This window comes from Bacteroides sp. NSJ-39, assembly GCF_014287315.1.
In the GTDB taxonomy this organism is placed as follows: Bacteria; Bacteroidota; Bacteroidia; order Bacteroidales; family Bacteroidaceae; genus Bacteroides; species Bacteroides finegoldii.
In genome coordinates, this window is the sequence record NZ_JACOOB010000006.1 from 190,978 (window position 1) to 206,843 (window position 15,866).

The 15,866-nt window shown below is 49.8% G+C and carries 13 protein-coding genes and 1 pseudogene; 9 read left to right on the top strand and 5 right to left on the bottom strand.

Annotated elements, in window-relative coordinates:
* Positions 1-38 precede the first annotated feature (38 nt).
* From rfbB to H8S63_RS09350, 3 genes are all read right to left on the bottom strand, one after another.
* Positions 39-1,175: a dTDP-glucose 4,6-dehydratase gene (gene rfbB / locus H8S63_RS09340; protein WP_007751485.1), complete on the bottom strand. Its 1,137-nt coding sequence runs from the start codon at positions 1,173-1,175 to the stop codon at positions 39-41.
* 21 nt (positions 1,176-1,196) lie between these two features.
* Positions 1,197-2,066 carry a glucose-1-phosphate thymidylyltransferase RfbA gene (gene rfbA, locus H8S63_RS09345; protein ID WP_186926608.1) on the bottom strand — a complete coding sequence of 290 codons (870 nt, stop codon included), beginning with the start codon at positions 2,064-2,066 and terminating at the stop codon, positions 1,197-1,199.
* 74 nt (positions 2,067-2,140) lie between these two features.
* Complete coding sequence (locus tag H8S63_RS09350; RefSeq protein WP_007751491.1) at positions 2,141-2,635, bottom strand: metallophosphoesterase; 495 nt, start codon at positions 2,633-2,635, stop codon at positions 2,141-2,143.
* Positions 2,636-2,690: 55 nt separating this feature from the next.
* Here H8S63_RS09350 and H8S63_RS09355 point away from each other — a divergent pair, with 55 nt between their 5' ends.
* Both H8S63_RS09355 and H8S63_RS09360 read left to right on the top strand, forming a co-directional pair.
* Positions 2,691-4,841, top strand: a complete 2,151-nt coding sequence (locus H8S63_RS09355; RefSeq protein ID WP_186926610.1) for an RNA degradosome polyphosphate kinase — start codon at positions 2,691-2,693, stop codon at positions 4,839-4,841.
* Positions 4,842-5,166: 325 nt separating this feature from the next.
* The gene (locus H8S63_RS09360) at positions 5,167-7,410 is read left to right on the top strand and encodes an inorganic phosphate transporter (RefSeq protein WP_007751494.1); all 2,244 of its coding nucleotides are present in this window, start codon (positions 5,167-5,169) and stop codon (positions 7,408-7,410) included.
* A gap of 292 nt (positions 7,411-7,702) precedes the next feature.
* On the opposite strand, the gene H8S63_RS09365 is transcribed toward H8S63_RS09360, so the two are convergent.
* A complete protein-coding gene (locus H8S63_RS09365) occupies positions 7,703-8,221 on the bottom strand; it encodes an HU family DNA-binding protein (protein ID WP_186926612.1) in 519 nt (172 codons plus the stop codon).
* A 249-nt stretch (positions 8,222-8,470) separates the two neighbouring features.
* On the opposite strand from H8S63_RS09365, the gene H8S63_RS09370 reads away from it, so the two are divergent.
* Positions 8,471-8,704: a DUF4248 domain-containing protein gene (locus H8S63_RS09370; protein WP_007751567.1), complete on the top strand. Its 234-nt coding sequence runs from the start codon at positions 8,471-8,473 to the stop codon at positions 8,702-8,704.
* A gap of 1 nt (position 8,705) precedes the next feature.
* On the opposite strand, the gene H8S63_RS09375 is transcribed toward H8S63_RS09370, so the two are convergent.
* A complete protein-coding gene (locus H8S63_RS09375; protein WP_186926614.1) occupies positions 8,706-9,230 on the bottom strand; it encodes a hypothetical protein in 525 nt (174 codons plus the stop codon).
* A gap of 171 nt (positions 9,231-9,401) precedes the next feature.
* Between H8S63_RS09375 and H8S63_RS09380 the strand changes: the two genes are divergently transcribed.
* The 6 genes and pseudogenes from H8S63_RS09380 (at position 9,402) to H8S63_RS09405 (ending at position 15,860) form a co-directional block, all read left to right on the top strand.
* On the top strand, positions 9,402-9,773 hold the full coding sequence (locus H8S63_RS09380; protein ID WP_186926652.1) for an SH3 beta-barrel fold-containing protein: 372 nt from the start codon (positions 9,402-9,404) through the stop codon (positions 9,771-9,773).
* Positions 9,770-9,919, top strand: a pseudogene (locus H8S63_RS20325) (molecular chaperone DnaJ); the annotation flags it as partial. The gene H8S63_RS09380 and the pseudogene H8S63_RS20325, both read left to right, overlap by 4 nt.
* Positions 9,920-10,070: 151 nt before the next feature.
* A complete protein-coding gene (locus tag H8S63_RS09390; protein ID WP_186926618.1) occupies positions 10,071-10,847 on the top strand; it encodes an HNH endonuclease in 777 nt (258 codons plus the stop codon).
* Positions 10,847-11,287: an N-acetylmuramoyl-L-alanine amidase gene (locus H8S63_RS09395; protein WP_186926620.1), complete on the top strand. Its 441-nt coding sequence runs from the start codon at positions 10,847-10,849 to the stop codon at positions 11,285-11,287. The genes H8S63_RS09390 and H8S63_RS09395 overlap by 1 nt, the downstream gene beginning before the upstream one ends.
* A 37-nt stretch (positions 11,288-11,324) precedes the next feature.
* Entirely contained in the window at positions 11,325-12,377 is a 1,053-nt protein-coding gene (locus H8S63_RS09400) for a DUF4373 domain-containing protein (RefSeq protein ID WP_186926622.1), read from the top strand.
* 276 nt (positions 12,378-12,653) lie between these two features.
* Entirely contained in the window at positions 12,654-15,860 is a 3,207-nt protein-coding gene (locus tag H8S63_RS09405; RefSeq protein WP_186926624.1) for a SusC/RagA family TonB-linked outer membrane protein, read from the top strand.
* Positions 15,861-15,866: the final 6 nt, after the last annotated feature.

Sequence of the window (15,866 nt, forward strand, 5' to 3'; positions counted from 1 at the left end):
AAACGAGATCATTCCCCATTTAATCACCTCTTTTTAATCTACTTTCCGTACATCTTTTCGTAATATCCCTGATAATCTCCGCTGGTCACTTCTTCCACCCAAGCTTGGTTGTTCAGATACCACTCGATGGTTTTCACGATGCCGACTTCAAATTTCGTTTCGGGATACCAGCCCAGTGCATTTGTTATCTTTGTTGGGTCAATGGCGTAACGTTGGTCGTGTCCCAGACGGTCTTTGACGAAGGTTATCAGTTCTTCGTTGATCCAATCGATGGAAATCTCCCCGTTCTCATCTTTCACCCGTTTCTTGAGCACCTGGCGATATTCCGGATGTTCCGTCATCAACCGATGAATAGTAGAGATTGTCAGCTTCACGATTTCGAGGTTTGTCTTCTCGTTATGCCCACCCACGTTGTACACCTCGCCTTCTTGTCCTTCACGCACAACAAGGTCGATAGCTTTACAGTGGTCTTCCACATAAAGCCAGTCGCGCACATTACTTCCATCGCCATAGACAGGCAGATGTTTTCCTTCAAGTATATTCTTGATAATCAATGGAATCAGTTTTTCCGGGAAATGATACGGACCGTAATTGTTGGAGCAACGGGTAATCGTTACCGGCATTTTATAAGTGTCGTGATAAGCCATCACAAACAGATCCGCACTTGTCTTGGATGCGCTGTACGGGCTATGAGGACAGAGCGGAGTTGTCTCCGTAAAATACCCTTCGGCTCCCAGCGAGCCATACACCTCGTCGGTAGACACTTGATGATAACGCACTCCTTTTCTCCAAGTGGGGTATCCTTGTTCATCCTTGCCCATCACCCATGCGCGACGTGCGCAATCCAGCAAGTTCTGTGTTCCTAAAATATTGGTTATCAGGAACAGTTGCGGATTCTCAATACTACGGTCAACATGACTTTCGGCAGCGAAATTCACCACATAATCAAAGCGATATTCAGCAAATAGGCTGTCTACCACATCGCGGCTTCCGATATCACCTTTGATAAAGACGCAACGTTCATTGTCAATGTCTTTCGCAATTGTCCCTAAGTTACCTGCATACGTCAATGCATCCAATATCACGACTTTTATATCGCTATGCTTCGCTAAGATGTATTTGATGTAATTTGCACCGATAAAACCTGCGGCACCGGTCACTAGATAAGTTTTCATATTTTACTTTTTATGTTGATTTTAGGATTGTTTCGCCAGTTCTATCAAATATTTGCCGTACTCGGTCTTTTCGAGGCGTTGTCCCAGCAGCAGCAGTTGTCCGGTCGGAATCCATCCCTGACGCCAGGCTATCTCTTCGATACAACTGACATAGAAACCTTGTCGGTTTTGGATGGTGGCAACAAAGTTGGAAGCCTCCAGCAGACTGTCACAGTTTCCCGTATCCAACCACGCGAATCCGCGTCCGAAAAGTTCCACTTTCAAAGTGCCTTCTTCCAGATACAGGCGGTTGAGGTCTGTTATTTCGTATTCTCCACGTGCTGAGGGCCGAAGAGCCGCCGCTTTTTCCGTCACGGTGGCATCATAGAAATACAATCCGGGAACGGCGTAATTGCTTTTCGGCACTGCCGGTTTCTCTTCCAGCGAAATAACCTTTCCCTGTCCGTCAAATTCCACCACGCCGTACGCGCGAGGGTCTTTCACATAATAGCCGAATATACAAGCTCCCTTCTCTATATTGGCAGCCCGGCGAAGCATGGCGGAGAAACCTTGCCCGTAAAACATATTATCTCCAAGAATCAGGCAGCCCGGTTCTCCATTCAGGAAATCGGCTCCCAACACGAAAGCCTGCGCCAACCCGTTAGGCTGCTCCTGCACTTTGTAAGAGAAAGACATACCCAATTCCTCACCCGTTCCCAGCAAATCGCGGAACATCGGCAAGTCACGCGGAGTTGAGATGATCAAAATCTCACGAATTCCCGCCAGCATCAGTGTAGACAGCGGATAATAAATCATCGGCTTGTCATAGACAGGCATTATCTGTTTGGAGATCGCTTTAGAAAGCGGATAGAGGCGAGTGGCACTGCCACCGGCAAGAATAATTCCCTTCATGTTCGTCTTTGTTATTCATAAACTGAGTGCAAAGGTCGGAAAGAAATCCGAGATGACAAAAATAATATGAAAAATTATTTATCTGCCAACTCGATAACTTCCAAGTCCTTAAACGTTCCCCGCTCGATGACAAAGCGCACCAATGTACGCACTTTATGAAATCCTGACATCCCCGCAGCTCCGGGATTGATGTGCAACATATCCAACGTCTTGTCGTACTTCACCTTTAATATATGAGAATGCCCGCTAATGAACAACTTGGGCGGGCGTGTCATCAGACTTCCAATTATCGAAGGATCATACTTTCCCGGATAGCCGCCTATGTGTTTTATCAGCACTTCGGTGTCATCCACCGTAAAACGGTTCACCTGCGGATACAGCTTCCTGATAGCCTGCCCGTCAATATTTCCGTAGACTGCCCGGAAAGGACGGAACGCCGCCAACCTCTCCGCCACTTCCACCGAACCGATATCGCCGGCATGCCAAATCTCATCGCACGGCTCAAAATACTCCAGGTATTTCTCATCCCAATAAGCATGGGTATCGGATAATAATCCAATTCTTATCATAAATTTTTTTGTTTAATCCTACAAAGATACTATATTTGGAAAAATCTTAAAGCATATGGAAAACAAATATAAATATTTCAAGCGAGATATCAGCTGGCTATCGTTCAACTACCGCGTGTTGCTGGAGGCTTTGGACGAGCGTCTCCCCCTTTACGAACGCATCAACTTTATTTCCATCTACTCTTCCAACCTCGAAGAATTTTATAAAATCCGTGTAGCAGACCACAAAGCTGTTGCTTCCGGCGCAACGGAAAGTGATGAAGAAAGCGTACAATCCGCCCGCGAACTTGTAGAGGAAATCAACAGGGAAGTCAACCGGCAACTAGATGACCGTGTGCGCATCTACGAACAAAAAATATTGCCTGCCCTACAAAAGAACCACATCATCTTTTATCAGGACAGCCATGTAGAGCCGTTCCATCAGCAGTTTATCAAAGACTTCTTCAAAGAAGAAATCTTCCCCTACCTGCAACCCGTACCCGTTTCCAAAGACAAAATCGTCTCTTTCTTACGAGATAACCGACTCTATCTCGCTATCCGACTCTATCCGAAAGAAGAAGGAGAAGAAGTAGAAGCTATAGAAGGAATAGAAGAAAAAGAATCCCCCATCCTCGAGTCCTCCCGTCCTCCTCTTTACTTCGTGATGAAGCAGCCCTACGCAAAAGTCCCCCGTTTCATCGAGTTGCCGTGTCATGAAAAAAATCATTACCTGATGTTTGTCGAAGACATCATCAAGGCGAACCTCAATCTAATTTTTCCCGGTTATGATGTCGAGTCGTGTTACAGTATAAAAATCTCCCGTGACGCCGACATATTAATTGACGACACCGCCAGCAGTGCCGACCTTGTGGCCCAGCTCAAGAAGAAAGTAAAGAAGCGTAAAATAGGAGACGTCTGCCGCTTCGTCTACGACCGTGCCATGCCGCACGACTTTCTGGATTTTCTCGTAGACGCGTTTCACATTCACCGCGACGAACTCGTTCCCGGCGACAAACACCTGAACCTGGAAGACCTGCGCCATCTCCCCAACCCCAGCAAGTCACTGCACAGCCCCGAAAAGCCGAAGCCGATGAAACTCACCATCCTCGACGAAAAAGAATCCATCTTCAACTACGTCGCCCGGAAAGACCTGCTGCTCTATTACCCCTATCACTCCTTCGAGCACTTCATCCACTTCCTTTACGAAGCCGTGCACAATCCGGAAACCCGTGAAATCATGGTGACGCAATACCGTGTGGCGGAGAACTCCGCCGTCATCAACACCCTGATAGCCGCTGCCCAGAACGGCAAGAAAGTCACAGTATTTGTAGAGTTGAAAGCTCGTTTCGACGAAGAGAACAACCTGGCCACGGCCGAAATGATGCAAGCCGCCGGTATAAAAATCATATACAGCATTCCCGGTCTGAAGGTGCACGCCAAGGTAGCCCTTATCCGCCGTCGTGGACTGAACGGTGAGAAAATCCCCAGCTACGCCTACATCAGCACCGGCAACTTCAACGAGAAAACCGCCACACTTTATGCCGACTGCGGACTATTCACCTGTCGCAAAGAAATAGTGAACGACCTTTACAACCTCTTCCGCACCCTTCAAGGCAAAGAAGATCCGAAGTTCACCACCCTCCTTGTCGCCCGTTTCAACCTCATCCCAGAGTTGAACCGCCTCATCGACCGTGAGATTGCCCTAGCCGATCAAGGCAAACCCGCCCGCATCATCCTAAAAATGAACGCCCTTCAAGACCCCGCCATGATAGACCGCCTCTACGAAGCCTCCGAACACGGTGTGCAGACAGACCTTATCATTCGCGGAATCTGCTGCCTCATCCCCGACCAGCCGTACAGCCGCAACATCCGCATCACCCGCATCGTAGACAGCTTCCTGGAACACGCCCGCATCTGGTACTTCGGCAACGGCGGCAATCCCAAAGTCTTCATGGGCTCACCCGACTGGATGCGCCGCAACCTCTACCGCCGCATCGAGGCCATCACCCCCGTCCTCGACCCCGACCTGCGCAACAGCCTGATCGAAATGCTTACCATCCAACTCGCCGACAATCAAAAAGCCTGCCGAGTAGACGCAAAGCTACAAAACATATTCAAAAAAAGAACGCCCGGAACCCCCGCCATCCGAGCGCAATACACACTATATAACCGGCTTTGTTCAAATAACACCCAGCAACCCAAAGACCAACCAGCCATGCCCCAATAACCGTCCCCAAAGACCAACCAGCCATGCTCCCCGTCTCCTCCCCACCCCATCCGCATGGTTTCCCCCGGCCTACTTTTTTCTCCGTCAAGCGAGCTCCCGTAACGGAGCGTAAAGAAGGGCAGACTGTTTGAGCGAAGCGAGTTTCTGCCCTTCAGCGGAGTGCAGGAAGCGAGTAGGAGAAAAAAGTAAGCCTTGAATTTTTCTTTGCTTCTTTCTTTTGTTTCAAGACAAAAGAAAGAAGATTGTAACACAAATGTAACATCTATGACATTTCCCTGCAACGTCAAATTCCGTCCTTTGCCGCCGAAATTACATACATACATTTATGGAGACAATTTACTTATGCATTATCATTTTTCTGTTCGTCCTCGCCGTGTTCGACCTCATCGTCGGCGTAAGCAATGACGCGGTCAACTTCCTGAACTCCGCGGTAGGCGCCAAAGCCGCATCGTTCAAGACCATCCTGTTCATAGCCGGTGTCGGCATTTTCATCGGCGCCTCCCTGTCCAACGGGATGATGGACATAGCCCGTCACGGCATCTACCAGCCCGAGCACTTCTACTTTGCCGAAATCATGTGCATCCTGCTTGCCGTCATGCTGACCGACGTTGTGCTTCTCGACGTATTCAACTCAATGGGCATGCCCACCTCCACCACCGTTTCACTAGTCTTCGAGCTACTTGGAGGAACCTTCGCCCTCGCGCTCATCAAAGTGCACAACAGCGACACCCTCGCGCTGGGCGACCTCATCAACACCGACAAAGCCCTTTCCGTCATCATGGCAATCTTCGTATCCGTAGCCATCGCCTTCTTCTTCGGAATGCTTGTGCAGTGGATCGCCCGTGTGATATTCACCTTCAACTACACTAAAAAGATGAAGTACAGCATAGCCCTCTTCGGAGGCATCGCCGCCACCTCCATCATCTACTTCATGCTCATCAAAGGGCTGAAAGACAGCTCCTTCATGACACCCGAAAACAAACACTGGATACAAGACAACACCCTGCTGCTCATCACCGTGTTCTTCGTATTCTTCACCCTGCTGATGCAAGTCCTCCACTGGCTGAAAGTCAACGTCTTCAAAGTAGTCGTGCTGATGGGCACCTTCGCCCTCGCCCTCGCTTTCGCCGGCAACGACCTCGTCAACTTCATCGGTGTTCCCCTCGCCGGTTTCTCCTCCTTCATAGACTACACCGCCAACGGATCGGGCAACCCGGACAACTTCCTGATGACCTCCCTGCTAGGACCCGCCAAAACTCCGTGGTACTTCCTGATCGGAGCCGGAGCAATCATGGTCTACGCACTCTGCACCTCCAAAAAGGCGCACGCCGTTATCAAGACCTCCGTCGACCTCTCCCGCCAAGACGAAGGCGAAGAAACCTTCGGAAGCACCCCGATAGCCCGTACAATCGTCCGTTTCAGCATGGCGCTCGCCAACGGAATCTCACGAATCACTCCGAACAGCACCAAGAAATGGCTCGACACCCGCTTCCGCAAAGACGAAGCCATCATAGCCGACGGCGCAGCGTTCGACCTTGTCCGCGCCTCCGTCAACCTCGTGCTGGCAGGCCTGCTCATCGCTTTGGGAACATCACTGAAACTTCCCCTTTCCACCACCTACGTCACCTTCATGGTAGCTATGGGAACCTCACTGGCCGACCGTGCCTGGGGACGTGACTCCGCCGTTTACCGCATCACAGGCGTACTGAGCGTCATCGGCGGCTGGTTCATCACCGCCGGAGCCGCCTTCACCTTCTGCTTCTTCGTCGCCCTCGTACTTCACTACGGAGGAAACATTTCCATCATCGTCCTCATCGGCATCGCCGTGTTCATCCTGATACGCAGCCAAGTGATGTACAAGAAACGCAAAGCGAAAGAGCAAGGCAACGAGACCCTGAAACAACTGATGCAGACCACCGACAGCGAAGAAGCTCTGCAACTGATGCGCAAGCACACCCGCGAAGAGCTCGGCAAAGTGTTGGAATACGCGGAAACGAATTTCGAACTCACCGTCACCTCCTTCCTCCACGAGAACCTGCGGGGATTGCGTCGCGCGATGGGCTCCACCAAATTCGAGAAGCAGCTCGTCAAGCAGATGAAGCGTACCGGAACCGTCGCTATGTGCCGTCTCGACAACAACACCGTGCTCGAAAAAGGGCTTTACTACTACCAGGGCAACGACTTCGCCAGCGAACTGGTGTACAGCATTTCACGTCTCTGCGAACCGTGCCTGGAGCACATCGACAACAACTTCAACCCATTGGACGCTATCCAAAAAGGCGAATTCAGCGACGCGGCCGAAGACATCACTTACCTGATCCAGCAATGTCGCAGAAAACTGGAAAACAACGATTACAATAACATGGAAGAAGAAATCCGCCGCGCCAACGACCTTAACGGACAACTCTCGCTGCTGAAACGCAAGGAACTGCAGCGCATCCAAAGCCAGTCGGGAAGTATCCGCGTCAGCATGGTATACCTGACGATGGTTCAGGAAGCCCAAAACGTGGTGACTTACACCATCAATCTAATGAAAGTAAGCCGTAAGTTCCAGATCGAGACCGACTGATCTGATTTCCCCACAAAAAAATCCCCCCTTACCATTCCTTAATATCACAACGGACTAAGGCAATAGTAAGGGGGATTTTTCATCTCTTCACTTACAAATAATAAGCGAGCCAGCTTCATTTTTCCACAATTTCCACAAACAGCAATCTACTCTTTACGGCGTCTGCGGAAACGCAATATTGCCTCAAGAATGTCAAGCAATTTTTCCAACAACAATTTCATAAGCTTCTGTTTTTAATTTTTTTTTTAAATCCGGTCTCTTAAAATCCAGTCTCTTAAAGTCCGTTTCCTCATTATTCAGACGGATCCGGAGCTTCTCCGCCACCGTTTCCGCCATCCGGATTCTTTCCGTCGTCCGGATCTTCACCTGAATCATCGGCAGCGACAAACGAGCCCGCCACATCCTTGACGTGTACAAATTCCACTCCGGAAGTCAGCGCACGGGTAGCGCTTCCGTTCGCCTCACGTGTATACTCCGGTGTAAACTGACAACGCAACGAAGTAATCTGCGCGCTGCTGACTTTACTTTCAAGCTCCACCCCTTTCCCGTTCGCCTTAGCGATCATGGTAAACGTTCCCAAGCCTTCGAGGCGTACCGTGCGGCTATTAAGCAGCTGTTCCCGCATCACGGACATCAGATTACGAATCACATTATGGACATCACCCGCCGTCAGCGAGGCTTTTTCCGCAATCAATTCCGCCATTTTCTGCGTATTGACTGCCTTCCCGAATTTCACCAGACGGGGATAATACAATTTCTGTCCTTCCTTGTTGGCAAGCGTTGCCTGATAAGGTTTGTAAATTAATGGCATACTGTTTCCTTTTTTTAATGATTGATAAATTAAATTCCTCTCTGTAACCGATTACGAAAGCAAAGGTAACCGGAAGGAAAAAAAACGTGAACCATAACGTACCGACCTGTCACAAGAGACAGCAACCCGGCACGAGTCCGCACAAACCATGCCCACAACCGCTTCTGCACAACACATCACCAATCAGCCTAAAAAGCCTTACCTTTACAAACATAGAATCTGATAACCCCCCTTAAAAGACAACCGACAATGAAAGCAGAAACATCCCCTTCCATCCGCATCCGGACTTATAGCAAAAGCCAGTTAGCGTCCTTCTACCTGCCCGATATACAAACCGCCTCAGCACGCCGCACCCTGCGGGGGTGGATAGCCAAAAATACAGAATTGCAGGCTGCACTCGCCCAAACGGGATACAGCGAGAAATCCATCCTGCTTACTCCGGCGCAAGTAGGGTTGTTTTTCCGTTTTTTAGGAGAACCTTGATTCACTTTTTCTTATTTGTTTTTTTCTTATCTGTTTTATTCCTATCTGTTTTATTCTTTTCCGCCTCTTCCTTCTTCATCTCCTCCCAATCTTCAACAGATATAATTTTATCCTCAAAGAGTTCGATATCCATTACCAGATGGTGCCGGTTTATAGCCCGGCACTTCACTTTCGCCGAATCTTTCAGTAAAAGGCATACAACCGCACACAGTAATCCGGGAAGGGCTACAACGATTTTAGCCTTTTTGAGGACACACGCGCTAATATTAAATAACGTCGTAAAATCGGGTATTGAAGTACTGCCATCCCAGACGCAACTGAACACACGTCTCACCGAAGAAGTCGAACTATTTGAATTATTTACAATATAACATTCCGGTATATCATTCTGCTTATCTATTTTCACCAAATAGTCCACAATCTCTTTTTTTGTGCTATCATCGCAATGCCGAAGTCCGGTTACCTTACAGATTGCATCACTATTACTTGTCACTTCCGACCCTCTTTTTACCAATTTCTTTGCCATTTTCCTATTGTATTAATTAAAAATTTCCACAAAGAACGGCTATTTCTCTTAACAATCATGTTCACGCTTGACACATTCTTCTTTAATTCCTCATTTATGTGTCAAGCTCGGACAATCTTTCCCCTTTCCATTCCCTACTTTTGCCTCATAATCAAAATAAACCGAAGAACAATGACCAAGATTAAAGAAGAGCATTCTTTTCAACGGGTGCGGCTCATGAAACAGGCAGCCGCCATCCGGCAAAACAATGGTATGAACCGGCACGACGCACTCGTCACCGCCCACCGGATAGGCGCCCTCATCCGGCAGATGCATCACGGAAATGTCCGCTTCCACTACACCAAACAAGACGGCAGCGTCCGCCACGCCATCGGCACACTCACCGGATACGAACACAGTTTCCACCAACCTTATATTCCACGACCGGAAAACACGTTCGTCGTCTACTACGACATCGAGGCAAAAGGATGGCGCACGTTCCATGCGGAAAACTTTCTGGACATCGACGCCGAGGACGAACCCGAAAAGACGAGAACAGAATGAACCGGCAGGAACGAGAAGAATGGGAAATCCTTTGCAGGCAGTACAATGTAGACTCCCTGCAAGAAGCCATTCAAGGCTGCCGGGAAGAATTGGAGTTTCTTATCCATTGCGCCGAAAGGCTCGAACCCCGCACGGAGGAGGAAGAAACGCCGTTTAACATATCCAGTCCACGCCGTTTCTATACACCGGGAAACGCCGTTCCTGGAATGCAGGAAACGCCGTTTCTCCACGCGGAGACAAAAGAACAGACCGTTTTTTAACAGAATATAATTTTATTAACGTTTACCAATATCAAGTATGGAAAATTGGAGATTTATCGAAGAAAATCCCGACTACATGGTCTCGGACCATGGACGGGTGTTGAGTTTTAAAGGCAAGTCGAAACTGATTCTCTGCACCACGATCGCAGGAGAAGGCTACGAGCAGACAGAGCTCATGCAAAAAGGAATCTACACCAAATACTACACGCATCGTCTGGTAGCTAAGGCGTTCATTCCCAACCCGAAACATCTGCCGCAAGTAAACCACCTCGACGGAAACACGCTGAACAACCACGTGTCGAACCTCGAATGGTGTGACGCGCATGACAACATAATGCACGCCATCCGAATGGGATTGCGGCCTCCCGGAAAAACGGGTTCAAAGTATTCGGGTGTTCCCTGCGCCGTAACGGACGCAAGTGGGAATACACTCCGCGCCTACCCGTCCATGCAGGCGATGAGCAAAGGAGAACACATGAATCCCGCATTCATAAACTGGCTCAGACTACAGTTGCGCTATCCGGAACGACTACTCCTCCACAACTTACGCGTCCGCCAGCACAGAGGAGACGCTTTTATCATGAAAGAACCCTTACCGTTGTCTCCCGCTCAGGCTGTTCCGCAGACTTCTCCCGCTCAGGCTGTTCCGCAGTCATCCCATCATCGGCCTGTCCCGCCTGTACAATCTCCCTGCATCCCGGTCCAGCATCCGGTGAACCGGCAATATTACCGCCAACTGTCGGAAGACGAAGCCATCGCTTTCGGATTCGCCATCTACACAAGCCGCAACCAACAAGAAAGGGGGACGCTGTAATGAGAGACACGATTATCATCCACTGTTCCGCCACCCGTGCGGGACAGGATTTCACAGCCGCCGACATCGACCGCTGGCACCGTGCGCGCGGTTTCCGTTCCATCGGCTATCATTTCGTAATCCGGCCCGACGGAACCATCGAACCGGGAAGGGATGTCTCCCTCGACGGAGCGCATTGCACGGGCTGGAACCGCCGAAGCATAGGTATCTGCTACGTGGGCGGGCTGGACAAGGAAGGCCGTCCCGCCGACACCCGGACGGAAGCCCAACGCGAAGCGCTCATCCGCCTGGTGGAAGACCTGCGGCTCGTTTACCCCGACATCAGACAAGTGATAGGCCACCGGGACACCAGCCCCGACCGCAACGGTGACGGCATTATCTCGCCCAACGAGTTTATCAAGATGTGCCCCTGCTTCGACGTACGCAACGAGTTCCGATAAACCGCACAATGTATCACTTTTTAAAACTTAATTTATCATGGCACGCATTTCCAAACCCGGATTAGATTATTTCCCCCTAGATGTCAATTTCCTGCAAGACCGGAAAGTGCGCCGCATCTCCTGCCGCCATCACGCGGCAGGAATTGCCGCGCTCACTTCCCTGCTTTGTCTTATCTACAAAGAAAAAGGCTATTATGTCCTTTGGAACAAGGACACACTGTTCGACATCGCTCAGGAAGCCTGTTGCGAGGAGGAGGAAATGCAAGCCATCATCGACGATTGTCTGTCGGTGGGATTGTTCGACACCTATATATATAAGGAGTACGGGGTGCTGACCTCGCAAGCCATCCAAGAGCAGTATCACAAAATCATCATCGACAGCCGGAGGAAATACAAATTGCCTTTGGAAAACTTCTGGATGATCAAGGAGGAGAAAGAAGCGAATGATAACGAGGAGGAGACAAAGGAAACAAAGGAGAGAAAGGAGACAAAGGAGACAAAGGGGGAAAACGGAGAACAGACAAATGAATCCGCAACAAATCCGGGCAAATTCGCAGTAAATCCGGGCAAATTTGCAGCAGATCCGGGCAAATCCGCAGCAACAATGCCACAAACAAAACAAGAAACGGATACAGATATTAAAAGCAAACAGGAAATGGAGAGGGAAAATGAAAGCAAATCGGAAACCCAAAAAGACAAAGAGACAGAGAGGGAAGGGAAAATGAGAAAGGAGAGCGAGAAGCCGCCCGTTCCGCCAAACGGCGTTTCTCAGGCTTCGCCTGTTGCTGTAAGGGGTTTGTCTTTAGAGGATTCGTCCGGAGGGGACTTCGAAGCTATACTACGACTAAATATGGAAGCTATCGGCATCCGGAACGAACAGACCGCCAAAGCCATTTTCGCCCTTGCCCGACGAAAAGAACTGGGAGGAATCAACGGCACGCTATGGAAAATCCTCAGTCCCGGATACCGCCCTACCCTGCTCAAAAAGAACGAACCGGGAGATTACATCCTTTGGGCACTCAATCACCCGGCCGAATTTGAAAGCACTTACAACGGAATGCTACAGAAAATGGTGAGGGGAAGAAGCTGAAATAATAAAAAGTCACCCATTTAGCGGAATCAATGATATTTTATTATCAAAATAAACACTTACAACACTTTCCTTATGACACACCAAATAATCTAAAAGCAAGCAAATAATCCATATAACATTTCAAAATCCCATATCAATACCGAAATCCACTTTCAATATGACAGTATTTAGTTAAAAACGCATTACTTTTCTTAGTTTATTATAATTTATATTATCTTTGCAGCCTGTTAGAGAGAAATGATGTGTTTTTAGGTTAAAATTAAGAGAGAATTTATGAAAAGAAAATTGATGTTCTTCATGACCTTCCTATTTATAGGCATAGGTCTGGCGACAGCGCAGACATCCAAAGTGACCGGATTGGTAACATCCGAAGAAGATGGACAGCCTGTCGTAGGTGCTTCAGTATTAGTCAATGGCACCACTCTTGGTACAATCACCGATATTGACGGTAAATTTACAATCAGCAACGTACCAAGCTCCTCCAAAACCTTACGTGTTTCTTATGTGGGAATGATCCCCCAGGAAGTGACAATCAAGGAAGGGATTTTAAAAATCGTGCTGCGTTCGGACGCGAAGGCGCTGGACGAGGTGGTCGTTACCGCCTTAGGTATCAAAAGAAGCGAGAAAATACTAGGTTATGCCGCTTCTACAGTGAAAAATGACGATTTGGTCGCAGCCAAGTCAGGTTCCGTGATGTCCGGACTTTCCGGAAAAATAGCCGGTGTAAACATTTCCAGCTCCGGAACGGCCGGTAGCTCACAGAAAGTAATCGTGCGCGGTTATTCCTCTTTCTCCAGCAACCAGCCGCTATACGTCATCGACGGCGTGCCGATGTCCAACAACACCAGCCTCTCCAACGACCAGGGCAACGGTGTCATTGCCGCCAGCGACGCTATCGACTTCGGTAACGGGGCAAACGACATCAACCCCGACGACGTGGAATCCGTCACCGTGCTGAAAGGCGCCTCAGCCACCGCCCTCTACGGCTCGCGCGCTGCCAACGGTGTAGTGATGATCACCACCAAACGCGCCAAACAAGAGAAACTGACCGTTTCGTACGACGGCTCTTTCATGGCTTCCAACGTGCTCCGCGTGCCGCAGGAACAGGACAAGTTCGGACAAGGATGGGGAACGTGGAACAGAGGCGAGAACGGATCGTGGGGACCGGCATTGGACGGCCGGCTCAACGAATGGGGCTCCAGCAAACTGACTACCCCGATGAAAAAGCACTACTCGTTCGTGAAAGACAATCTCCGCAACTTCTACACCACCGGATTCGAGATGAACAACAACATCAGCGTCCGCACCGGCAACGAAAAGATGGGCTTGATGCTTTCTTACGGCAACACCTCCTCTAACGGCGTGCTGCCCAACAATGCCGACAAATACGAACGTAACACCCTGTCGTTCCGTGGCAACATGAAATTCGGCAAGTTCGCCGCCGACGCCAGCATCACGTATATCCGCAAAGACATGACGAAAGCCGCCGCCGGACAAGGAAACGCGGGAGCCACCATGCAGCAGGAACTGATACAGCACCCGGTGGACATCGACTATTCTGTCATGAAGGATTTCAACGACGAACGGTTCAACGGAGACAACTATTACACGTGGTACGCGCAGAACCCTTACTGGGTACTCGCCAACAATAAGAACAACTATCAGGACGACCGCATCTACGGTAAACTGGAATTGTCTTACGAGGTCATTCCCGGTCTGAAGGCCGTAGGACGTCTCGGAGGTGACTTCACCAACGCCCGCCAGAAGTTGCGCACGGCGAAACTGACGTACGCCGACAATTCCTACAGCAGCATCGGAGGCAAATCCGAAGAAAAGGGTACTTATACCGAACGTACCGATAATTACGACCAGATCGACGCAACCCTCTTCCTGAGCGCCAACTACAATATCGGCACAGACATCACTCTCGGAGGTACGGCAGGATGGAACCTCAACCAACGGAAATCGTCTTATCTGAAGTCGTTTCTCGAAGGGCTGTTCATGGAAGGATGGTACAATCTGCAGAACGGGACCGACAAGCCCGTCAGCACCAATTACAGCGATTTGCGCAGAACAATCGGAGCCTTCGCACAGGTGGAATTCGGGTATAAGAATTTCTGGTTTGTCAACCTTTCCGGACGCAACGACTGGTCGTCTACACTGCCCATCCACCACAACAGTTTCTTCTACGGAGGAATCAACACGTCCGTCATCCTGACCGATATGTTCCCCTCGCTGAAAAACAACGTGATAGACTTCCTGAAAGTGCGCGCCGCATGGGGACAGACGGGTAACGACGCCGACGTGTACAGAACGCTGGCATACTACATCCCCGATCATATTTCATCCGGCTACGGCTATCTGGACACTCCGCTGAACGGGGCGCTGGGACTGACCGAATACAACCGCCAGCCCAACAACAACCTGAAACCGGAGAAGACTTCCGAATGGGAATTGGGCTTGACCGCCAACTTCCTCAGCAACCGCATCGGCATTGACTTCGCCTACTACGACAAGCTGACCAAAAACCAGATCATCGCGGCAGACGTCGCCCCGGAAACACGCTACACCAGTGCCGTGCGCAACGTTGGCGAAATTTCCAACAAAGGTATCGAAATCGCCCTCAACCTGACTCCGATCCGCACCAAAGAGGTGGAATGGGACTTGGGAGTCACCTTCAGCAAGAACTGGAGCAAGGTGAACAAGTTGTGGAACGAGGGGGACAAGCCTGTGACCGAATACGTATTGAAAACGGCTTACAGCGCCAACTTCGTTGCCAAAGTCGGCGAACCGCTCGGAATCTTCCAAGTGCCCGCCCTCGCTACCGTACAGGACGAGAACAGCCCTTACTACGGCAAAGTGATTGTCGACGCCAACGGTATCCCGACTACCAGCAACAGCGAAATGAAGACGATCGGTTCGTCCGCTCCCGACTTCAATATGGGTTTCAACACCCGCGTGAGCTACAAAGGATTCACCCTTTCCGCTGTGGCCGACTGGCGTAAAGGCGGTTATATGTACTCCTACACCGCACAGCTGATGCACTTCGTCGGCAACACTACCCGCTCGCTGTTCAACAACCGCGAACCGTTCGTCGTGCCCAACTCCGTAATCGCCCTCAAGGACGGAGGCTACGCCGAAAACAACCGTCCCGTGACCAGCGACAACATGAGCAGTTATTACAGCGACTCTTACTCAGACAGCCAGTTCGAGAACTTCATCATCCCGAAAGGTTATGTGAAACTGAGGGAACTGGTCTTGTCTTACTCATTCCCGAAAGCATGGATTTCCAAACTGGGTATCCAGCAGCTAGACCTGAGCCTGATCGGACGCAACCTCTTTATGTGGACTCCGAAAGCTAACAATTACGTAGACCCGGAAACCACAACTTTCGGTAACGATATCGCTTCCGAACTGGGAGAATTTGCCGCCTTGCCTTCTACGCGCAATATAGGTGGAGGTATTAAAGTTGTATTCTAAAAAAAA